Below are 20,611 nucleotides of genomic sequence, written 5' to 3'. Positions count from 1 at the left end.
GCGGCGGTGGTCTCCGTGGTATGTCAGATGCCGATGGTGGTGAAGGGGAGACACCGGAAGGGCTTGGAGTGTTCCGGGTCGAGCCGGTTGAGCACCAGCTGGGCGACGTTCGGGTCGATGGCCACACCAAGATGGCCGGCCGTGTCCAGCGCGCACTTGTCCTGGAGCACGATGTTGGTGACATTGGCCGCCGGGGCGAGCAGACCGCTGGTGTAGGGCGTGACGACCCTGTCGTAGCGGGTCACGATGCTGGTGTACGTCGGTCCGGGCACGGCGACGGGTCCGTCGTTGAGCTCGGCGAGGAAGGCCGAGCCGGGCAGATAGTCCGTACAGGCCCCGCAGCCGACGCCGGTCAGCAGGCCCTGGAGCTTGAGGGCGGCGGCCAGGGTCGCCAGACCGTTCAGTGTGGTGCCGCGGAAGTTGGAGCCGAATCCGATGAAGTCGTCGACCTCGGCCGCTCCGCCCAGGTACTTGAGGTAGTACGCGGGAACGGTGGTCCCCTCGGAGTGGCCGACGATGTCGACCTTCGCCGCGCCCGTCGCGGCGCGCACCCGGTCGACGAAGGCGCCCACTTCGGCGGCGCTCTCCGCCATCGGCGCGAGGCCGCCGGCCAGCCCGCCCAGCACCGTTCTGCCGTAGGTCTCGGAGTAGACGCAGTAGCCGGCCGAGCGGAGGGTGGGCGCCAGGGTCAGGAAGTTGTCCCAGCTGTTGCCGCCGAGCCCGTGGACGAGGATCACCGGCTCGGGGTGGGCGGCGCTGGGCCGGCAGGACCAGTTGTTCCATCCCGACCTCGGCGGCGTGTCGGCCGCGGCGGAGGGGGAGGCGGTCGCGGTCAGAGCGGTGGAGGCGAGTACGGACAGCACGAGCGCTGTCAGGAACGTGCGGAGCTTGGCCATGGGGCGACTCCTTGTTCGCGGTAGGTTACCCGGAAGTACAGCACGTCCCCTTATTAGGAACAAGGCATCGTTTCCAAAGAAGGCCGAGGAATTCCATCCGGGGGGCGAGGGGCCTCCGGCGATACGGCGGTGGTGAATTCAGCGCGTCCGGCGGCTTCGGCGAAGGGGCGTCCGGCGGCCTTGACGGAGAGTCAGGAGTTGGCGAGTCCGGAGCTGATCACCGTGTAGAAACGGTCGAGCCCGTCCTGGAGCGAGGCGCGGTCGGCGGGCCGGTCGGTGCCGTTGTCCAGCAGCCAGTCGGCGATGATGTCGAAGAGGCCGCCGATCAGCCCCATGGCCACCACATGCGCATGCGGGCCGGTGGCGACCCCCAGCCGGCGCCAGACCATCTCGACGAAGCCGGCCGCCCACCGGCGGTTGGTACGGCGATGTGTCTCGGCCAGCGGCGTGACGGCCCGGCCCTCGCCGAAGGTCACCCGCGCCACGCGGACATCGTCCACGAAGGCGTCCGCGAAGTGCCTGATCAGGGCCCGTGCGGCATCGCTCTCGTCCGGATCGCCGTCCGGAGTGTCCAGGCCGTCCAGCGCGGAGGTGAGCCGAGCGGTCACATCGGCCACGATGCGGTCGAGCAGCGCCAGATACAGGGCTTCCTTGCCGGTGAAGACCTCGTAGAAGCTCTTGGTGCCGACATACGCCCGCTTGCAGATCTGCTCGATCGAGGTGTCCTGATACCCCTGGGCGGAGAACAGCTCCAGCGCCGCGTCCAGCAGATCCTCGCGCCGCCTGGCCCGCCGCTCCGCGGCGTCCAGCCCGCGGATCCGCCGGCCCCCCGCGCCCTCGTCCTTCACCACTGAACCGGCCACTGGCCCAAGATACAGGCCGCCGGTTCAGTGGATCACGCGTGATCACGCGAAGGGCGGGCGGCCCGGGTCCGGGCCCGGGCCCATGTTCGGGCTCAGGCTCCGGGCGGCCCTCCGCCCTTCAGCCGTTCCAGGTCGGAGGCGCGGACCTGGATCACCACCAGGGCGATGACCGCCGCGATCGCGGTGAAGATCGCGGCCATGACGAAGGCGGCCGAGATGCCGGAGGAGAGCACTTCCTCGCTCCACGGCGAGGGCAGCTGCCCGGTCCGCTCGAAGGCGGCCTTCTCGGCCGGTGTCGCCTGGGCGAGGAACTCCGGAATCTGGTTCCGGGCGTCATTGCGGCTCGCCGTGCCGAACACGGTCACCAGGATGGAGAGTCCCAGCGAGCCTCCCACCTGCTGCATCACATTGAGCAGCCCGGACGCGGCACCCGACTCCGCCCGTTCGACCCCCGACAGCGCCATCAGGGTGAGCGAGACGAACTGCATTCCCATGCCCAGGCTGAAGACCAGCATCGGGCCGAGAATGCTGCCGAGATAGGTGGAATGGATATCGGTCTGGGTCAGCCAGGCGAGGCCCGCCGCCGCCAGCAGCGCGCCGGTCACCATGAAGGGTTTGGGCCCGTACCGGGGAAGCAGCCGGGAGGTCACCCCGGCGCCGACCGCGATCAGCACGCTCACCGGCAGAAAGGCGAGTCCGGCCCGGAGCGGGCTGAATCCCAGCACGTCCTGGACGAAGAGGGTCAGGAAGAAGAACATGCCGAAGATCGCGGCGGCGAGGCTGAGCATGATTCCGTAGGTGCCGGCCCGGTTGCGGTCGGCGAACATGTGCAGCGGGGTGATGGGCTGCCGGGAGCGCCGTTCGACCATGATGAACGCCGCCAGCAGCAGTACGGCGGCGGCGAACGACCCGAGGGTGAGCGGGTCGCGCCACCCCTCCTGGGCGGCGCGGATGAATCCGTAGACCAGGGCGACCAGGCCGAGCGTCGAGGTCAGCGCGCCGGTGAGGTCGAAGTGTCCGGGGTGGCGCTCGGACTCCTTGATGAAGCGCGGGGTGGCCGCCAGGATCAGCAGCGCGATCGGCACATTGACGAAGAACACCCACCGCCAGTCGAGCCATTCGACGAGGATTCCGCCCGCCAGCAGGCCGATCGCGCCGCCGCCCGCCGACACCGCGGCGAAGACGCCGAACGCCCGGTTCCGCTCGGGGCCCTCCCGGAAGGTGGTGGTGATCAGCGCGAGCGCGGTCGGTGAGGCGATGGCGCCGCCCACCCCCTGGAGCGCGCGGGAGGCGAGGAGCTGGCCGGAGTTCTGCGAGAGCCCGCCGAGCAGGGAGGCGAGCGCGAAGAGCGCGACGCCGAACATGAAGACCCGGCGGCGGCCGAGGATGTCACCGGCCCGGCCGCCGAGCAGCAGCAGGCCGCCGAAGGTGAGGGTGTAGGCGTTGACGACCCACGACAGGCTGGTGGTGGAGAAGTTCAGCGAGTCCTGGATGTGCGGCAGCGCGATGTTCACGATGGTGATGTCGAGGACCACCATCAACTGGCAGGACGCGATGATGAACAGCGCCACACCGTCGCCACCGCCCTTGTCCCGGGCGGTGGCCGTGGTACGGGAAGTGGCCGGTTGCGGGGTCGTCATGGCGCTCCCTCACCTGGAACGGGTCGGGCACCGAGCCCGCGAATCCCTCATTGAACGTAAACCCGACATTCGGGTGTCACCAGTCGATCAAGGCCCCGATCGTTCGCCGGCCGCGGTGAAGAGCGGGAGATCCGGCCGGGGCGTTCCGGCGGAGCGGGGATCCGGACACCTACAGTGATCGGGTGGCCGAGCAGCGCACCCCCAGCTCCATGATCGTCACCCTCTGCGGCACCTACGGCCACGCCCGGCCGGGGCCGCTCTCCGTCGCCGAGCTGATCCGGCTGCTCTCCCCGCTCGGTGTGGATCCGCCGTCCGTGCGTCCGGCGGTCTCCCGGCTGAGGAGCCGCGGGGTGCTCACCGCGGGGCAGGCGGCGGACGGCGGCGCCGGGTACGAGCTCTCCGCCGAGACCCTCCAGTCACTGGCCGACGGCGACCGGCGGGTCCATGCCCGGCGGGCGCCGCTGCTCAGCGAGGGCTGGGTGCTGGCGCTCTTCTCGGCACCGGGTGCGGAACGCCATGAGCGGCAGTTGCTCCGCTCCCGCCTGCACCGGCTCGGTTTCGGAACCGTGGCGCCGGGGGTGTGGATCGCTCCGGCGCGGCTGTACGAGGAGACGCGGCACACCCTGCGGCGGCGCAGGCTCGATCCGTACGCCGAGCTCTTCCGCGGCGAGCACCTCGGTTTCGCGGCGACGGCGGAGGCGGTGGCGGGCTGGTGGGATCTGACCGTGCTCGCCAAGGCGCACGAGGAGTTCCTGGGCGTCCACGAGCCGGTGCTGCGGTCCTGGCCGAAGGGCCGGGAGGCCGATCCCGTGGACGCCTACCGGGACTATCTGTACGCGCTCGACGCCTGGCGGCGGCTGGTGTACACCGATCCCGGGCTGCCGCTGGAGCTGCTGCCGGAAGGGTGGCCGGGCATCCGGTCGGCGGAGGTGTTCGCGACCCTGCACGAGCTGCTGCGGGACGCGGGGGCCGTCTTCGCGGGGGCGGCATGCGGTACGGGGCGGTGAGCACGCGCCCCACCGGGGCGCGGACCCCACCGGGGGCGGCGCGGGGGCCGCGCCGGGTCAGCCGGCGGCTCCGGAGAGGGTCGCCACCAGGACGGCCTTGATGGTGTGCAGCCGGTTCTCCGCCTCGTCGAAGACGACCGAGTGCTCCGACTCGAACACCTCGTCCGTGACCTCCAGCTCGGACAGGCCGTACCGCTCGTGGATGTCGCGGGCGACGCTGGTGCCGAGGTCGTGGAAGGCCGGCAGGCAGTGGAGGAACTTGACCTCCGGATTGCCGGTGGCGCGCAGCACGTCCATGGTCACCGAGTACGGGCCGAGCGCCTTGATCCGCTCGTCCCAGATCTCCTTGGGCTCCCCCATGGAGACCCAGACGTCCGTGACGACGAAGTCCGCCCCCGGGACGCCCTCGGCGATCTCCTCGGTCAGGGTGATCCTGGCGCCGCTGGTCTCCGCCGCCTCGCGCGCCCGGCGCACCACCTCGTCATCGGGCCAGTACTGCCGGGGCGCCACGATCCGTACGTCCATCCCGAGCAGGGCGCCGGTGATCAGATAGGAATTGCCCATGTTGTGGCGCGCGTCGCCGAGGTAGGCGTAGGAGATGCGCTCCAGCGGCTTGGTGCTGTGCTCGGTCATGGTGAGCACATCGGCGAGCATCTGGGTGGGGTGCCACTCATTGGTGAGGCCGTTGTAGACCGGGACGCCGGCGAATCTCGCCAGCTCCTCCACCGTGGCCTGGGAGTCACCGCGGAACTCGATGGCGTCGAACATCCGGCCGAGGACCCGTGCGGTGTCCCTGGCCGACTCCTTGCCGCCGATGTGGGAGGCGGACGGATCGATGTAGGTGGTGGACGCGCCCTGGTCCGCGGCGGCGACCTCGAAGGCGCAGCGGGTCCGGGTGGATGCCTTCTCGAAGATCAGCGCGATGTTCCTGCCGCGCAGAAACTGCTCCTCGGCGCCGGCCCTCTTGGCGGCCTTGAGTGTGGCGGCCAGCTCGACCAGGCCGCGAAACTCCCCGGCCGTGAAGTCCAGCTCCTTGAGGAAGTGGCGGCCTTCGAGATGTATCGCCATGATGGCTGCTCCTGCGTCGCGGATGCGGTGACGATGGAAGTCTATACGAGTCGCCGCATTGCTATACAGCATTTTGAGGGTTCACCGGGATGCGCGGGGGCGCGCCCGGCTATACGGCGTCCCGCTCCACCGGGCAGCTCATACAGCGCGGTCCGCCCCGGCCCCGGCCCAGCTCGCTGCCGCGGATCTCGATCACCTCGATGCCCTGCTTGCGCAGATGGGTGTTGGTGGTGGCATTGCGCTCATAGGCCACCACCACCCCCGGCTCGACGGCGAGCACATTGCAGCCGTCGTCCCACTGCTCCCGCTCCGCCGAGTGCACGTCCTGGGTCGCCGTCAGGACACGGATCGCCGGTATCCCCAGCGCGTCGGCGATCGCCCGGTGCATGTGCTCCGGCGGATGGTCGCTCACCCGCAGCCCCCGGGTGCCCGAGGCCGGTTCGATGGTGTACGAGCGGAGCATCCCCAGCCCCGCGTACTGCGTGAAGGTGTCCGCGCCGACCATGGTCATCACGGTGTCGAGATGCATGAACGCGCGCCGCTTGGGCATGTCCAGCGCCACGATGGTGCGCGCCGAACCGGCCGCGAAGAGCCCGCGGGCCAGCATCTCCACCGCCTGCGGGGTGGTCCGCTCGCTCATCCCGATCAGTACCGCGCCATTGCCGATCACCAGCACATCGCCGCCCTCGATGGTGGAGGGGTAGTCGTCCTGCCCCTCCGACCAGTGGTGGAACTCCCCGGCGGACGGTCCGGTGAAGAGCGGATGGTGTTTGTAGATCGCCTCGAAATGGACCGTCTCGCGCTGCCGGGCGGGCCACCGCATGGCGTTGATCGAGACACCGTCGTAGATCCAGGCGGAGGTGTCGCGGGTGAAGAGATGGTTCGGCAGCGGATCGAGGAGGAAGTCGTCCATCTCCATCACATGGAACCGGACCGAGGTCGGCTCGGGATGGCCGGCGAGGAAATCCCGCTTGGTCATCCCGCCGACCAGCGCCTCGGTGAGCGCGGCCGTCTCCATCCCGTCGAACACGGCCCTGAGGTGGTCGGTGGCGAGCGGCCCGTACGCCTTCTCGTCGAAGACCCGGTCCAGGACGAGCTTCCGGGCCTCGGGGATGTCCAGCGCCTCCTGAAGCAGCTCGCCGAAGAGGTGCACGTGGACCCCGCGCTCGCGCAGCACGGCGGCGAACGCGTCGTGCTCGTGCTGGGCCCGGCGCACCCAGAGCACATCGTCGAAGAGGAGCGCGTCCTTGTTGCTCGGCGTCAGCCGCTTCAGCTCCAGGCCGGGCCGGTGGAGCACGACCCGGCGCAGCCGCCCGGCCTCGGAGTCGACGTGGAATCCCATGCACCCATCCTCACCGCGCGGTACGCGCTTCACTCGGCGAACTCCCCGGATCTCTCCTCTCGTATCCCGCACCGCGCCGCTCCGTACACCGGTTCGGAGCCGCGAACGCCGGGCGCGGCCCGGAAACGTCCGGCCGGCGGGCGGGGAGCGGGGCGGACGGCGGGGCGAGCGGCGGGGCGAGCGGCGGGGCGGGGAGCGGCCGGAGATTTTCACCGGCCGCTCCCCCGCTGATGGCGTCGTACCAGGTCAGAGCCGCGGGTCGACGGGCTCCGACTCCAGGGCCAGGACGGCGAAGACCGCCTCGTGGATCCGCCACAGCGGCTCCCCGTCGGCCAGCCGGTCCAGCGCCTCCAGACCCAGCGCGTACTCCCGCAGCGCCAGCGACCGCTTGTGGCCGAGGAACCGGCCGCGCAGCCGGGCGAGGTTCTCCGGGCGGGTGTACTCGGGGCCGTAGATGATCCGCAGATACTCCCGGCCGCGGACCTTGATGCCCGGCTGGACGAGTCTGCCCTTGCCGTCCCGGGCCAGCGCCTGAAGCGGTTTGACGACCATGCCCTCACCGCCGCGGCCGGTCATCTCCAGCCACCAGTCCGTGCCGGCGGCGACCGACGCCTCGTCCGAGGTGTCGACGATCAGCCGCCGGGTCACCTGGAGCAGCCCGGTCGGGTCGTGCTCCACCAGCCGGTCGATCCAGGCGAGCTGCTCGTCGTGGGGCACGGCCGCGAGCGAGCGGCCCCGGACGGCGAGGAGCTGGAACGGCGCCATCCGGACCCCGTCCAGGCCCTCCGTGGTCCAGCAGTACCGGCGGTACGCCTCGGTGAAGGCGGCGGCGTCCGCGGCGCGCTCCCGCTGGGCGGAGAGCAGCCCGCCGACGTCGATCCCGCGTGCGCCGGCCGCTTCGAGCGCCGCGGCGGCGGCCGGCAGCGCGGCGCCGGAGGCCGCGCCGACCGCCGCGTACTGCGAGCGCAGCAGCCCGGCTGCCTTCAGCGACCAGGGCATCAGCTCGGTGTCGAGCAGCAGGAAGTCCGTGTCCAGCTCGTCCCAGAGCCCGGCCGCGGTGACGGCGGTGCGCAGCCGTCCCAGGATCTCCTCGGTGACGGCCTCGTCGTCGAGGAAGGGGCGGCCGGTACGGGTGTAGAGCGCTCCGGTGGGGCCGTCGACGCCGAATCGCTCACCGGCCGCCGCGGCGTCCCGGCAGACCAGCGCGACCGCGCGGGAGCCCATGTGCTTCTCCTCGCACACGACCCGCTCGATTCCGTCGGCGCGGTACTGGGCGAACGCCTCCGCCGGGTGCTCCAGCCAGCCCTCCCGGCCGGAGGCCGCGGTCGGTGCCATGGTCGGCGGCAGATAGGGCAGCAGCCGGGGGTCGACGGCGAACCGGCTCATGACCTCCAGCGCCGCCGCGGCGTTCTCCTCGCGGACGCCGATCCGGGCCATCTGCCGCGTCTCCACGACCCGCCGCCCCTGGACATCGGCGAGGTCCAGCGGCCGTCCCTCGCGGGCGCCGGGCGCCTCGGTGAGCAGCGGGCGGACGGGCTCGTACCAGACGCGCTCGGCGGGTACGTCGACGAGCTCGCGCTCGGGCCAGCGCAGTGCGGTCATCCGGCCGCCGAAGACGGCTCCGGTGTCCAGACAGATGGTGTTGTTGATCCAGGAGGTGCTGGGCACCGGGGTGTGGCCGTAGACGACGGCGGCGCTGCCCCGGTAGTCCTCGGCCCACGGGTAGCGGACCGGCAGGCCGAACTCGTCGGTCTCGCCGGTGGTGTCCCCGTAGAGCGCGTGGGCACGGACCCGGCCCGAGGTGCGGCCGTGGTACTTCTCGGGCAGCCCGGCGTGGCAGACGACCAGCTTGCCGCCGTCCAGGACGTAGTGGCTGACCAGTCCGTCGATGAACTCCGCGACCTGTGCGCGGAAGGTGTCGTCCTCCTTCTCCAGCTGCTCGATGGTCTCGGCGAGTCCGTGGGTCCGCTGGACCTTCCGTCCCCGGAGATAACGGCCGAGCTTGTTCTCGTGGTTCCCGGGTACGCAGAGGGCGTTGCCGGAGGCCACCATGGACATGACGCGGCGCAGCACACCGGGGCTGTCGGGTCCCCGGTCCACCAGGTCGCCGACGAAGACGGCGGTGCGCCCGCCGGGGTGGACGCCGTCCGCGTATCCGAGCTCGCCGAGCAGGGTCTCCAGCTCGGAGCTGCATCCGTGGATGTCGCCGATGATGTCGAACGGGCCGGTGAGATGGGTCAGGTCGTTGTAGCGGCGCTCCAGGACGACCTCGGCGGTGTCGGCCTCCTCGGCGGTGCGCAGGATGTGCACCTTGCGGAAGCCCTCGCGTTCGAGTCCGCGCAGCGAGCGGCGGAGTTCGCGCTGGTGGCGCTTGATGACATGGGCGGGCATGCCGGCCCGGTCGGGGCGGGCGGCGTTCCGTTCGGAGCAGACCGACTCCGGCATGTCCAGGACGATGGCGATCGGGAGTACGTCGTGCTCGCGGGCGAGCCGGATCAGCGCGCGCCGGCTCTCGGACTGGACGCTGGTTGCGTCGATGACCGTCAGACGGCCGGCCGCGAGCCGCTTCCCGGCGATGTAGTGGAGGACGTCGAACGCCTCCCGGCTGGCGCTCTGGTCGTTCTCGTCATCGGCGACGAGCCCCCGGCAGAAGTCGGAGGAGATGATCTCGGTGGGCTTGAAGTGCTTTCGCGCGAAGGTGGACTTGCCGGATCCGGTGGCGCCGATGAGGACGACGAGGGACAGGTCGGTCACCGGGAGGACGCGCTGGGCGGGCCCGGTCTCGGTGGTGGTGGTCGTGGTGGTCATCCGGCCTTCGCCTGCTTCGTGTCGATGTTCTTCGCCGGCTCGCGGTGGGCGGTCTCGGGCTGGGCGGTCTCGGGCTGGGCGGTTTCGGAGTGGGTGGCGTCGGGGCGGGCGGTCTCGCCGAAAACGGGCTCGGGGCGGGCGGTCCCGGCATCGGCGGCGGGGTCCTTCCCGGCGGACTCCCCGGCACGGGTGAAGACGGCCATCTGGGTGGGCGGCCCCACCTCGGGGTCGTCGGGCCCGACGGGGGTGAACGCGACCTCGTAGCCGTGGCGCTCGGCCGCCTTGGCCGCCCAGCCGGCGAATTCGGCGCGGGTCCACTCGAAGCGGTGGTCACCGTGGCGCGCATGCCCGGCGGGCAGGGTTTCCCAGCGCACGTTGTACTCGACGTTCGGCGTGGTCACGATCACGGTCCCGGGCCGGGCGGAGCCGAACACGGCGTACTCCAGGGCGGGCAGCCGCGGCAGGTCGAGATGTTCGATCACCTCGCAGAGCACGGCGGCGTCATAGCCGGTGAGCCGCTTGTCGGTGTAGGTGAGCGAACCCTGTGTCAGTTTGACCCGCGCGGCCTGCCGCTCGCCCATGCGGTCGAGCTTCAGCCGGCGTTCGGCGATGGTCAGCGCCCGCGCGGAGACATCGACGCCGACGATCTCGGTGTACCGCGGCTCCTTGAGGAGCGCCTGCACCAGCTGCCCCTGTCCGCAGCCGAGGTCGAGCACCCGGCTCGCCCCGGCGGCGCGCAGCGCCTCCAGGATGGCGTCCCGCCGCTGTGCCGCGAGCGGTACCGGCTTCTCCTCCGTGTCGGTCGTCTCGTCGACCGCGTTGTCCACGTCCTCGACGTCGAGACCGTCCGCCTCGGCCAGCCGGACCAGCTCCAGCCGCTCCGTCGCCTGCCGGGTGAGACTCCAGCGGCGGGCGAGATAACGGCTGGTGATCAGCTTCTGCTCGGGGTGGTCCGCCAGCCAGCCCTCACCCGCGCGCAGCAGCTTGTCGACCTCGTCGGGCGCCACCCAGTAGTGCTTGGCGTCGTCCAGCACCGGCAGGAGCACATAGAGCTGGCGCAGCGCGTCGGCGAGCCGGAGCTCGCCCTCCAGCACCAGCTGGACATAGCGCGAGTCGCCCCACTCGGGGACCTGTTCGTCCAGCGGTACGGGACGGGCCTCGACCGAGCTCCAGCCGAGCGGGCCGAAGAGCTTCCGGACCAGCTCGGCACCGCCGCGCGCCGGGAGCGCGGGCACCTCGATCCGCAGCGGCAGCGGCTCCTCGGCCCGCCCGGGCAGCGCGGCGCACACACCGCGCAGGGCGCTCTTGAAGACGGTGCTGAGCGCGACGGCCAGCAGTGAGGAGGCCGCGTACGGGCGGTCGTTGACGTACTGCGCGAGCGCCGTGTCGGGCGCACCGCCCCGGCCCTTGCCCTTGCCCCGCCGCACCAGGCCGATGGGATCGACCTCCAGGAGCAGCGCGGCCGTGCAGCGCTGCTCGGTCGCCTCGGGGTAGAAGACATGCGCCTCGCCGTGCGCGGTGGAGAAGCGCTGCGCCTTCCCCGGATGCTTGTGCAGCAGGAAGCCGAGGTCGGTGGCGGGGCGCTCTGGGGTGCCGGTTGTACTGATTGTCAGGAACACCCGAGTCATTATGGTCGTAGGGAAAACCACTTGACCAGGCATTTCCCCGTGCCCACGGCACCGGCCCCCGGGTCATGTCACCCGGCACCTTGACCATGGCCGGCGCTGTCGCTGTTGCTGTCGGCGTCGGCGTCGGCGTCGGCGAGCGCGGCCAGCCGGGCGATGGTGTCCGGGCCGACCCGGCAGCATCCGCCGATCAGGGCGGCGCCCGAGGCCCGCCAACGCCGCATCAGCTCGGGCCGATACGTGACGGGCCCCCGCCAGGCGCGCCGGACGGGGTCCCACCGCTCCCCGCTGTTGGGGTAGACGACCACCGGCTTCCCGGTCACCCGGGCCGCGAGGGCCACCGCACGGTCCGCGTCGCGCGGCTCACAGCAGTTGACCCCGACGGCGATCACCTCGTCGCGGCCGGCCGCGAGGGCGAAGGCGTCCGCCAGCGGCTGACCGGCCCGGGTGCGCTCACCGGCGACGGTGTACGAGAGCCAGACCGGGATCCCGCAGCCCTCGGCCGCCCGCAACAGCGCCGCCGCCTCGTCGGTGTCGGGCACTGTCTCCAGGGCGAGCACATCGGGGCCCGCCGCGGCCAGCGCCTCGATCCGGGGACGGTGGAAGCGCTCCAGCTCGCGCACGGACCGCCCGTACCGGCCCCGGTACTCACTGCCGTCGGCGAGCGTCGCACCGTACGGCCCGACCGAGGCCGCCACCCAGACCGGCGCCCGGGCCGTCCCGGCGGCGGCGCGGGCCAGCCGGACACTGTCGGCGAACAGCTCCGCGGCCCGTGCCCGCCCGATGCCGGCACGGGCGAATCCCTCGAAGCCCGCCTGATAACTCGCGGTGACGAGCACCCGCGCACCCGCCCGCACATAGGCCGCGTGGGCCGCCTCGATCCGTCCGGGGTCGTCCGCGAGAAGCCGCGCGGACCAGAGGGCTCCGGACAGATCGCACCCCCGCGCCTCCAGCTCGTTGGAGAGGCCGCCGTCGAGCACGACGGCCGTCCCGGCACCGGCCGCCCCGGTGAGGGCGGCGGCGAGCGCGTGTGCGGGGCGCACCGGGATCAGCCCAGCTGGGACTGGACCTGCGCGGAGATCAGCTCCAGGTGGTCCAGATCGTCCAGGTCGAGCACCTGGAGATAGATCCGGGAGGAACCGGTCGCGGCATAACGGCCGATCTTGTCGACGACCTCGGCGGGCGAGCCGGCGAGACCATTGGCGCGCAGTTCGTCCACCTCACGGCCGATGGCGGCGGCGCGGCGCGCCACCTCGGCGTCGTCCCGGCCGACACAGACGACCAGGGCGTTGGAGTACACCAGATCGCCGGCCGGCCGCCCGGCGGCCTCGGCGGCGTCCCGCACCCGGCCGAACTGCCGCTCGCTGTCCTCGACCGAGGCGAAGGGGATGTTGAACTCATCGGCGTACCGCGCGGCCAGCCGGGGCGTGCGCACGGCACCGTGCCCGCCGATCAGGACCGGCACCTTGCCCTGGGCGGGCTTGGGCAGTGCGGGCGAGTCGGTCAGCTGGTAGTGGGTGCCCTCGTACGAGAAGGTCTTGCCGGCCTCGGTCGCCCACAGACCGGTGACGATCGCCAGCTGCTCCTCCAGCCGGGCGAACTTCTCCTTGGGGAACGGAATGCCGTACGCCTTGTGCTCCTCCTCGAACCACCCGGCTCCCAGACCCAGCTCGACGCGTCCGCCCGACATCTGGTCCACCTGGGCGACCTGGATCGCCAGCACACCCGGGAGCCGGAAGGTGCCCGCGGTCATCAGGGTGCCGAGGCGGATCCGCCGGGTCTCGCGGGCCAGCCCGGCGAGGGTGATCCAGGCGTCGGTGGGTCCGGGCAGCCCGTCGGCGGAGCCCATGGCGACATAGTGGTCGGAGCGGAAGAACGCGTCGAAGCCGAGGTCCTCGGTGGCCTTGGCGACGGTCAGCAGAGTGTCATAGCTCGCCCCTTGCTGGGGCTCGGTGAAGATTCGCAGGTCCATGGCTCCATCCTGCACCTTCCCCGGCCGGCCGACGGCACCGCCGGGCCCGGGCCGCCCCGGGGCCGGTCGGGTGAGACCTGCGGGCGGACGGCGGGCCGCCCGCCGGGACGGACGGCGCGGAGGGCAGCACGAAGGACGGCGTGACGGCGTGAAGGGCAGCGCGAAAGACGGTGTGACGCACGGCGCGGAGGGCGGCCCGAAGGACGGCCGGCCGCGCGGGCGGCGGGTCAGGCGGGGCCCGCCGCCGAGTCGACCGCGTCCGGCACCTCCCGCGTGCCCAGGGACCCGCCGCGCCCGCACGACGCGGGGACGCCGGAAGGAGCGGGAAGCCCCGGCGGGCGGGGGGCACCCGGGGAGGGACCGGGCGGCCCCGGCGGGCCGAAGGAGCCGAAGGAGTCGGACGGGCCGGACGAGCCCGGCGGGGTGGGTATGCCCGATGCCCTCGGCGCCCCGGACGGTGGCCGGGGCATCCCCCGCGCCTCCGGATTCCCGGCGGGGTAGGTGCGGCCCGGCCGTGTGCCGGCCGGGCCGGCTCTCTCCCTGGCGGAGTCGGGAGGCCGGCCCGCCTCCCGCGCCGCGATCTTGCGCAGCATCGAGTGGACCCGGTCATTGGACTCGTCGGCCGCGTCCATCGCCTCGATGCACTGCCAGTACAGACTCTCCTCGTCGGTGGCACAGGCGACACCCACCAGGGCCATGCCCACATCCTCCAGGAGCTCGCCCAGCACGAGCAGGGTCTGGCGCGGGCCCGCCACCCCGGACATCCGCGCGGCCCTGATCCCGCCGCTGCGCACACCCGGGTGATCCAGCGCTCCGACCCCTCGTCCACCGGACTCGCTCAGCCCGCGCGCGTCACCTCTCAACTCCGGCGGTCCGTAGACCGCGAGGCGCCCGCCGATCGCCTGGGCGAGCGCCTGTGCCTGCCATGCCTCCGCCACGATGTCCGGTACCGACCGGCTCTGTGCCAAGGCACGCCGACTGACGATCACGAGTCGCTCCGCGTCCATGTACGCCACCCCCGTTCGTACGTTTTACTGCCCACTCATTCCATTACCCAGAGTGAGGCGCGTTGAGCCCAAAAGCCAGAGGAAATCGGAAATCTGTGGACAGCCAGACGGTTGTGAACAAGTTCATAACTCCATAGAGTGACGAAGACATGATCCAACCCCGATCCGCCCCGGTCCACGGGGGTCCGGGGGCCCCGATCCCCCCTGATCCCACGGCGAACTCACGTCACCGGAAAGCGTCCCTCATTGCGTTCGATCTTGTCGGCGAGCACGGCCAGCGCGTCCACCCCGAGCACCTCGCAGAGCTGGAGCAGATAGGCCAGCACATCCGCGACCTCGTCCCGGACCCGATGCGCCGTCTCCTCCCGGTCCATCACCCGGGCCGCTTCCTCAAGGGTCAGCCACTGGAAAATCTCCAGGAGTTCGGATGTCTCCACGCTGAGCGCCGCCGCGAGATTCTTCGGGTTGTGGTACCGCCCCCAGCCGCGCGCCTCCGCGAATCCCGCGAGCCTGCGCTGCAACAGCGCGACATCCAGCCCATCGGTCCGCCCGTCGTCCAACCCGCCGGTCCGCCCGTCCGCCGGAACCCCGTCACCGTCACCATCGCCGTCACCGGCCACCCGCGGCCCGCTCTCGTTCGTCTCCGTCACGGCACCAGATCTACCACCGTCGCCCCCGCCTCCCCCGCCGGCCCGCGCGCGGACGACACGTCCGCGACCGTCCCCACCAGCCGCACATGCCCCCGACCCGCCATCTCCGCGGCCAGCGCGACGAGTCCGCGCGTCTGGCGGAGATCGAGGGACCGGTCGAACCCGTCCGCCAGAACGGTCAGCGACTGATACGCGGCGGGCACCTCCGCCACCGGATCCATGGCGAGCACCCCCGGCCCGGTCAACAGCACCACCGCGAGCGCCAGATAGCGCAACTCCCCCTCGCCGAGCCGCTCCACCGGAGTCGCCCCGCGCCCCGGCCCCCGGGCGAGCAGGGCGCGCACCCTCCCGTCGGCGAGTTCCTCCACGGCAAGATCCGCCACCTCCCCCGCGCATCCCGCCCGCGCGGCGGCAGTGAGCCGGGCATGGCGCCGGGCGCATTCGGTCCGGGTGCGGTGCAGCACCTCGGCGAGATTGTCACAGGAGCGCCGGAGCCTGCCCTCGCCCGCCGGCACCGGACGGCGCATCCCGTGCGGCTGCGGATCGCAGACGAAGACCGACCGCAGCGCGACCACCACCTGCTCGGCCGCGGCCAGCACCAGTAACTGACCATCCGTCCGGCCCGCCACCCGCAGCGGCAGCAGCGCCGTGGCCAGCCTGTCGTCCGGCAGCGGCGCGCGCGTCACCCGGCCCGATCCGGCGGTGTACCAGGCGGCCTCCACCGCGGGCCGCCGCGGATCCCGCATCGCCGTGGTCAGCAGGGTGCGCCCGCCGCAGGTCAGCCGTTCCCCGGCGATCCGGAGCTCGGGCTCCGCCTGGACCGCGAGGTCGAGCCGTACCGGGCCGGCCGGGCCGTCGACCGTACAGCCGATCCGGAATCCGCGCCGCCCCTGTTCATCGGCCCCGGCCCGCTCCGGCACACACCGGCCGGGATCCGGGAACGCCTCCCGCAGCCCGCCGCCCGCGGCAAGCCGGGCCAGCGCCTCGTACGCCCGCAGCGCGCTGGACTTGCCGCTGCCGCTCGCCCCCGCGAAGAGTGTCAGCGGGGTGAGCGGCAGGGTGACGCCCCGGTGCACCCCGAAGGCGGAGAGCCGCAATTCGGTCACAGCAGGGCGGGCGCCTCGGGTGTCCACGGCGCCGCTGAGCAGGGTATTCGCGTCCATGTGCCGGACGGTACGCAGCGGTTGCCGCGCTGAACCGTTCCGCCGCCGCGATCTTCCTACTAATGAGGGACCACGGAGGGACTAGTGGGGGACGGAGCGGGTGAAGGTGTCGGTGGCTCCGGTGATCCCGTCGACCTCCATCCCGAGGGGGGCAAGGAGGAAGACATTCCGGTCGACCCGGTGCATGGCGCTGCCGAGGCCGAAGACAACACCACTGCTGAAGTCCAGAATCCGCTTCGCCACATCGGCATCCGCGCTGGTGAGATCGAGGAGTACCGGAATCTGGTTGATCAGATACTCGGCGACCTCTCGGGCGTCGGAGAAGATCCGTACCCGCAGCACGACCATACGGCGCGGTTCGGTCTCCGCGCCGTCCTGCGGAACCGTGTGGTCCGACCGCGAGGACCATTCGCCGCGCCCCCGCAAGGGGACGACCTGTGCAAGACCTTCCCACTGCTCATCGGTGACGTCGTACCTCTCGTACCTACTCATGAACCCATCCTCGCGCCCCTCACCCGTTCGGCCCAACTCCGACACGGATACCAGCGGTGCGGATCCTCCGGGCGGGGACGGCGGCAAGCCGTCCGCCCCCTCCTGACAGAGTGTCGGAGACCACACCATTCACAGAAGTCCCGGCAGCCACACGGGCCGCGGCGTCCCGCCATTCGGCTCCGCACCGGGCCGGCCCGCCGTCCGCCACCCGGTTCGCCGATGACGCTCCGGGCACCGTACCGCCGATGACCGTGAGGGACTCACGGTACGGGACGCCGCCCGCGGTCCTCACCCGACCCGCCTCTCCAGCGTGTGCCGCCTGCCGTGGACCTCGCACCGGTGGCCCGGCAGGTCGTATCCGCCGGACGGACCGGCGAACGGCGAGTGCACCGGCCGGTATCCCGTCGTCCGGTAGATGGTCTCGGCCTGCCGCCGGGCCCGGCTCGCGGCGTCGATGTCGCCGCGGCCGGCCTGGGCCAGGGCGATGACGATCTGTGCCTGGCCCTCCAGCAGGCGCAGCTGTGACTCCTGGGCGAGTTCCAGCGCGGCACCCGCGTGGCAGAGCGCGTCCAGCGGGCGGTCCGAGCGGGCGGCGCAGACACCGAGACCGAGCAGGGCCATGGTGCGGCCCTTCAGCAGGCCGATTCCCTCGGCGATCCGGCAGGCGATCCGGAAGTGCTCGTGGGCGCGCGCGTACTGGCCGAGCTGATAGCGGGCGTGCCCCATCGCGAGCATCGCCTCCATCCGGAGCCGCGGGCGCCCCGCCCGGCGGCTGAGCCGGCAGGCCGCGAGCCCGAACTTCAGCGCGGCGGGCCCCTCGCCCGAGGTGGCCGTGATCATGGCGAGAGCGCAGACCGTCTCGGCCTCGCCGGCGAGATTGCCGATCGACTGGAAGCCCTTGCGGGAGGCCGAGGCCAGTTCGTGGGCGGTCTCCAGCTCGCCGAGATGGGCCGAGATATGGGCCAGGGTCGTACTGATCCGGGCGATGCTGTCGGGCGCGGCGATCTTCCGGGAGAGGGCGAGCGCGCTCCGGCAGAGCTGTTCCGCTTCCTTCAGCCTGCCCATGCCGTGCAACACCTCGCTCAGGCCCTGGAGCGGCTGATGCGGTGTGCGCTCCAGCCTCCGGTTGAGGGTGATGCACTGGTCGTAGTACTCCGCGGCCTGGTTGAGCAGGCCCAGATCGGCGGAGACACCGGCGAGGTTGGAGAGCGCGACCGATTCGCAGACGCCCCAGTCGGCCCGCCGGGCCAGCTCGATGGCCTGCTCGAAGCGGCCCCGGCTCAGTTCCAGATCGCCCATGGTGAAGGCGGCGAGACCCAGGCTCTGATACGCGGCGGCCTGGCCGCGGAAGTCGCCGGCCTGCTGGGCGGCGCGGAGTCCGGCGGTGGCCACCGCGATCCAGGTCTCGGCGTCCCGGCGGAGCCAGAAATAGCCGCGCATGATGTCCGCGAGGATCCAGACGGCGGGGCAGGGCTCACGGTCCGACTCGGCCTCGATCAGCCGGACGAGATCGGTGTGTTCGGCGTCGAACCAGTCGGCCGCGCGCTCGGGGTCGGCGAAGGTCTCGGGCTCGGCCACCGCGTCCAGCTGTTCGATCCCGAGGCGCAGTATCTGGGGGTAGAGACTGCGGGCCGCCGCGTCGGCCGACGCGGTGTACCAGTGGAGCAGCCGGAGCCGGGCCTCGCGGTGCGCGGCCTTGTCCTCGTCGGCGTCGACCAGGAGCCGGGCGTACCACCAGATCAGATCGTGCAGCCGCAGGCGCTCCTGGCCGTTGTGCTCGACGAGGTGTTCGGCGAAGAGCCGGTCCAGGACGTGGTGCGCGGCGCAGGAGCCGTCGCCGAGGAGGGCGCCGACGGCGGCGACGCTGGTCGAGGGTCCGGGCAGCAGCCCGAGCATCCGGAACGCCTTGGCGGCCTCCGGGTCGAGCCGCCGGTAGGAGAGTTCGAAGGCGCGGCGGACGGCCGAGTCGGGGTGGCCGGCGACGGCCAGGCTCTCCAGCGGGTTGCCCGACCGCAGGTCCCGGACATGGTCGGCGATGGAGACGTCGGGGCGCAGCGCGATGTTGGCCGCGGCGATGCGCAGGGCGAGCGGGGTGCGTCCGCAGATGGCCACGAGCTCGGCCAGGGCCTCCGGTTCGGCGGCGGCCCGGCACTCCCCGACGACGCAGCGGACCAGTTCCTCCGCCTCGTCGGAGGCGAGCGGGCGCAGCGGGAGCATGGCGGCGCCATGGCTGACGATCAGTGCGCCGAGGCGGTTGCGGCTGGTGACCAGGGCGAGGCAGCCCGCTTCGTACGGCAGCAGCTGGCGCACCTGGTCGGCGGATTCGGCGTTGTCGAGGACGATGAGCACCCGGCGCCCGGCGAGGGTGCGCTGGTAGAGCTCGGCCATCTCGGCGCAGTCGTGCGGAATGTCCTTGAAGGGGACGCCGAGGGCGCGGAGCAACCCGGAGAGCGCTTCCCAGGGGCGCATGGGGCTGTCGTCGCTGTGGCCGCGGAGGTCGAGGAAGAGCTGCCCGTCGGGGAACTCGGCCTCGGTGCCGCGGCACCACTGGAGGGCCAGCGCGGTCTTTCCGCTGCCGGCCGGTCCGACGATCATCACGACGCCGGAGCCGCCGTGGGCGCCGGCCGCGAGCTCGGTGAGCTGTTCCAGTTCCAGGGCGCGCCCGATGAAGGCGCCGGTGCGGGACTGCCGCCGCACGGACTCGGCGACCGAACGGGCGGGCAGCGGACCGGGTGCGCCGGAGGCCCGTCCGGCGGGGCCCCGGCCCGGGGGCGGGTGACCGTGCGTGGCCATGCCGCGGCCGTCGTGGCCGGCGGCGGTACGGTCACGGGCGGCCCGGTCCCGGCCGGTGTCCGGGTGGGTGTCGCGCGGGTGGTGCTGCCCGTCCCGGCCGGAGCCGGTGCGGAAGCCGTCCCCGGGGTCCGCGGCGCCGGGACGGCGGTCGCCGGGGCCGGGGCCGGGGTCCGAGGGAGAGCGGGGGCCGGCGTTCCCGTAGCCGTCACCGCCGCCGCCGGAGGTGACGGCGGGGTCTCTGTTGTTCCCGCGTTTGCGGTTGTCCCCATCGCCCCGGCCCGTCCCTTCCTGGACGGTTTCGCCGCGCCAGGCGTTCCGCTGTTCGGCGGCGGGCGCGGCGGAATGGCCGAAAACATCCGTATGGCCGGGCCGGTCCGGGTGGTCCCGGTCGGTACTGCCGTGTCCCGCGGCCGGCCGGCCCGGGGTGGCGGCCGGCGGCCGGGCACCGCCGTCGCCGGAGCGCCGGTCCCCCGGAACCGCGTGGTTCTCCAGGAGCGCGGAGTCCGCGCGGAGGATCATGCTCTGCACCCGGCGCAGGTCGGCGCCCGGGTCGAGGCCGAGGTCCTCGGCGAGCCGGGTCCTGGTCTCGTTGTAGACCTCCAGCGCCTCCCCCCGGTGGTCGGCGCGGTAGAGCGCCACCATGCGGAGCAGCGCGAGACGTTCGTGGTGGGGGTGGTCCGCGGTCGCCCGGGCCAGCTCCTCCAGGACCAGACCGCGCTGGCCGAGCGCGAGACGGGCCTCGGCGCGCTGGGTGACGGCGGAGAGATAGAGCTCGTCGAACCCGGCCCCGAGGCGCCGCACCAGCCCGTCGGGCGCGGTACCGGCGAGGACGGGGCCGCCCCAGTCGGCGAGGGCGGACTCCAGCAGCCGGAGCCGGTCGGCGTACTCCTCCGTGCGTTCCGCTTTGCGGAGCAGGCCGCGGAAGCGGTGTACGTCGACGGCTTCCGGATCGCCCTCCACGAGATAGCCGTCGCTGCCCTTGGCAAGGGCGAACCCATGGCGCTCCGCACCGGCCTCCAGAAAGCGGCCGCGCAGGCGCGAGACATGGACCTGAAGACTGCCGCGCGCGCTCGCCGGCGGTTCCCCCTCGTCCCAGAGCAGGTCGATCAGACGGTGCGCCGGGACCACCCGGCCCATATCCAGCAACAACAGACCGAGCAGGAGTCTTTCCCGCCGACGGCCAATGTGCAGCGAGACACCATGGGAGTCCCATTCCAGGCCCCCCAGGACGCGAAAACGCATACCCCCATCGGTCATGCAATGCATCCTCTGCAATCGCTTGCCG

The 20,611-nt window shown here is 72.3% G+C and carries 14 protein-coding genes and 1 pseudogene; 1 reads left to right on the top strand and 14 read right to left on the bottom strand.

Translation table 11 applies throughout. The features are described 5' to 3' along the window. Positions 1-23: 23 nt before the first annotated feature. The 3 genes from AAFN69_RS17750 to AAFN69_RS17740 all read right to left on the bottom strand — a co-directional run bounded on the left by AAFN69_RS17750 (position 24) and on the right by AAFN69_RS17740 (position 3,399). Positions 24-896, bottom strand: a complete 873-nt coding sequence (locus tag AAFN69_RS17750; RefSeq protein ID WP_347729497.1) for a lipase — start codon at positions 894-896, stop codon at positions 24-26. A 191-nt stretch (positions 897-1,087) separates the two neighbouring features. Beyond that, positions 1,088-1,759, bottom strand: a complete 672-nt coding sequence (locus AAFN69_RS17745) for a TetR/AcrR family transcriptional regulator (RefSeq protein ID WP_347729496.1) — start codon at positions 1,757-1,759, stop codon at positions 1,088-1,090. Positions 1,760-1,851: 92 nt separating this feature from the next. Further along, on the bottom strand, positions 1,852-3,399 hold the full coding sequence (locus tag AAFN69_RS17740; protein WP_347729495.1) for an MFS transporter: 1,548 nt from the start codon (positions 3,397-3,399) through the stop codon (positions 1,852-1,854). Positions 3,400-3,581: 182 nt separating this feature from the next. Here AAFN69_RS17740 and AAFN69_RS17735 point away from each other — a divergent pair, with 182 nt between their 5' ends. Further along, entirely contained in the window at positions 3,582-4,406 is an 825-nt protein-coding gene (locus AAFN69_RS17735; RefSeq protein ID WP_347729494.1) for a PaaX family transcriptional regulator C-terminal domain-containing protein, read from the top strand. A 57-nt stretch (positions 4,407-4,463) separates the two neighbouring features. On the opposite strand, the gene argF is transcribed toward AAFN69_RS17735, so the two are convergent. From argF to AAFN69_RS17680, 11 genes and pseudogenes are all read right to left on the bottom strand, one after another. Then, positions 4,464-5,474 (bottom strand): ornithine carbamoyltransferase, encoded by a 1,011-nt coding sequence (argF, locus tag AAFN69_RS17730; protein ID WP_347729493.1) that lies wholly within the window; start codon positions 5,472-5,474, stop codon positions 4,464-4,466. A 109-nt stretch (positions 5,475-5,583) separates the two neighbouring features. Further along, positions 5,584-6,816, bottom strand: coding sequence for an arginine deiminase (locus AAFN69_RS17725; protein ID WP_347729492.1), 1,233 nt, complete (start codon positions 6,814-6,816; stop codon positions 5,584-5,586). A 246-nt stretch (positions 6,817-7,062) separates the two neighbouring features. Further along, the gene (locus AAFN69_RS17720; protein ID WP_347729491.1) at positions 7,063-9,624 is read right to left on the bottom strand and encodes a polynucleotide kinase-phosphatase; all 2,562 of its coding nucleotides are present in this window, start codon (positions 9,622-9,624) and stop codon (positions 7,063-7,065) included. After that, entirely contained in the window at positions 9,621-11,243 is a 1,623-nt protein-coding gene (locus AAFN69_RS17715) for a 3' terminal RNA ribose 2'-O-methyltransferase Hen1 (RefSeq protein ID WP_347729490.1), read from the bottom strand. The genes AAFN69_RS17720 and AAFN69_RS17715 overlap by 4 nt, the downstream gene beginning before the upstream one ends. 77 nt (positions 11,244-11,320) lie before the next feature. After that, positions 11,321-12,292, bottom strand: coding sequence for a homocysteine S-methyltransferase (gene mmuM / locus AAFN69_RS17710; protein ID WP_347729489.1), 972 nt, complete (start codon positions 12,290-12,292; stop codon positions 11,321-11,323). Positions 12,293-12,297: 5 nt separating this feature from the next. Further along, positions 12,298-13,221: an LLM class F420-dependent oxidoreductase gene (locus AAFN69_RS17705; RefSeq protein WP_347729488.1), complete on the bottom strand. Its 924-nt coding sequence runs from the start codon at positions 13,219-13,221 to the stop codon at positions 12,298-12,300. A gap of 566 nt (positions 13,222-13,787) precedes the next feature. Continuing rightward, positions 13,788-14,228 (bottom strand): annotated as a pseudogene (locus tag AAFN69_RS17700) (DUF6099 family protein); the annotation flags it as partial. 221 nt (positions 14,229-14,449) lie between these two features. Then, positions 14,450-14,788: a nucleotide pyrophosphohydrolase gene (locus AAFN69_RS17695; protein WP_347729588.1), complete on the bottom strand. Its 339-nt coding sequence runs from the start codon at positions 14,786-14,788 to the stop codon at positions 14,450-14,452. Between the two features lie 86 nt (positions 14,789-14,874). Further along, a complete protein-coding gene (locus AAFN69_RS17690) occupies positions 14,875-16,041 on the bottom strand; it encodes an ATP-binding protein (protein ID WP_347729487.1) in 1,167 nt (388 codons plus the stop codon). An 81-nt stretch (positions 16,042-16,122) separates the two neighbouring features. Next, positions 16,123-16,533: a cell division protein SepF gene (locus AAFN69_RS17685; RefSeq protein WP_347729486.1), complete on the bottom strand. Its 411-nt coding sequence runs from the start codon at positions 16,531-16,533 to the stop codon at positions 16,123-16,125. Between the two features lie 288 nt (positions 16,534-16,821). Next, positions 16,822-20,583, bottom strand: coding sequence for a BTAD domain-containing putative transcriptional regulator (locus AAFN69_RS17680; protein WP_347729485.1), 3,762 nt, complete (start codon positions 20,581-20,583; stop codon positions 16,822-16,824). Between the last annotated feature and the right edge of the window lie 28 nt (positions 20,584-20,611).

It is taken from the genome of Streptomyces sp. CAU 1734, from assembly GCF_039888735.1.
Lineage (GTDB): Bacteria > Actinomycetota > Actinomycetes > Streptomycetales > Streptomycetaceae > Streptomyces.
Note: the sequence above shows the minus strand (reverse complement) of the source record. Positions and strands in the feature narration are given on the sequence as shown.

Bases quoted from the DNA above. Each gene is read 5' to 3' on its own strand.
- AAFN69_RS17750 (WP_347729497.1), bottom strand. From the start codon at position 896: ATGGCCAAGCTCCGCACGTTCCTGACAGCGCTCGTGCTGTCCGTACTC.
- AAFN69_RS17740 (WP_347729495.1), bottom strand. From the start codon at position 3,399: ATGACGACCCCGCAACCGGCCACTTCCCGTACCACGGCCACCGCCCGG.
- argF (WP_347729493.1), bottom strand. From the start codon at position 5,474: ATGGCGATACATCTCGAAGGCCGCCACTTCCTCAAGGAGCTGGACTTC.
- AAFN69_RS17725 (WP_347729492.1), bottom strand. From the start codon at position 6,816: ATGGGATTCCACGTCGACTCCGAGGCCGGGCGGCTGCGCCGGGTCGTG.
- AAFN69_RS17720 (WP_347729491.1), bottom strand. From the start codon at position 9,624: ATGACCACCACGACCACCACCACCGAGACCGGGCCCGCCCAGCGCGTC.
- AAFN69_RS17705 (WP_347729488.1), bottom strand. From the start codon at position 13,221: ATGGACCTGCGAATCTTCACCGAGCCCCAGCAAGGGGCGAGCTATGAC.
- AAFN69_RS17690 (WP_347729487.1), bottom strand. From the start codon at position 16,041: ATGGACGCGAATACCCTGCTCAGCGGCGCCGTGGACACCCGAGGCGCC.
- AAFN69_RS17685 (WP_347729486.1), bottom strand. From the start codon at position 16,533: ATGAGTAGGTACGAGAGGTACGACGTCACCGATGAGCAGTGGGAAGGT.
- AAFN69_RS17680 (WP_347729485.1), bottom strand. From the start codon at position 20,583: ATGACCGATGGGGGTATGCGTTTTCGCGTCCTGGGGGGCCTGGAATGG.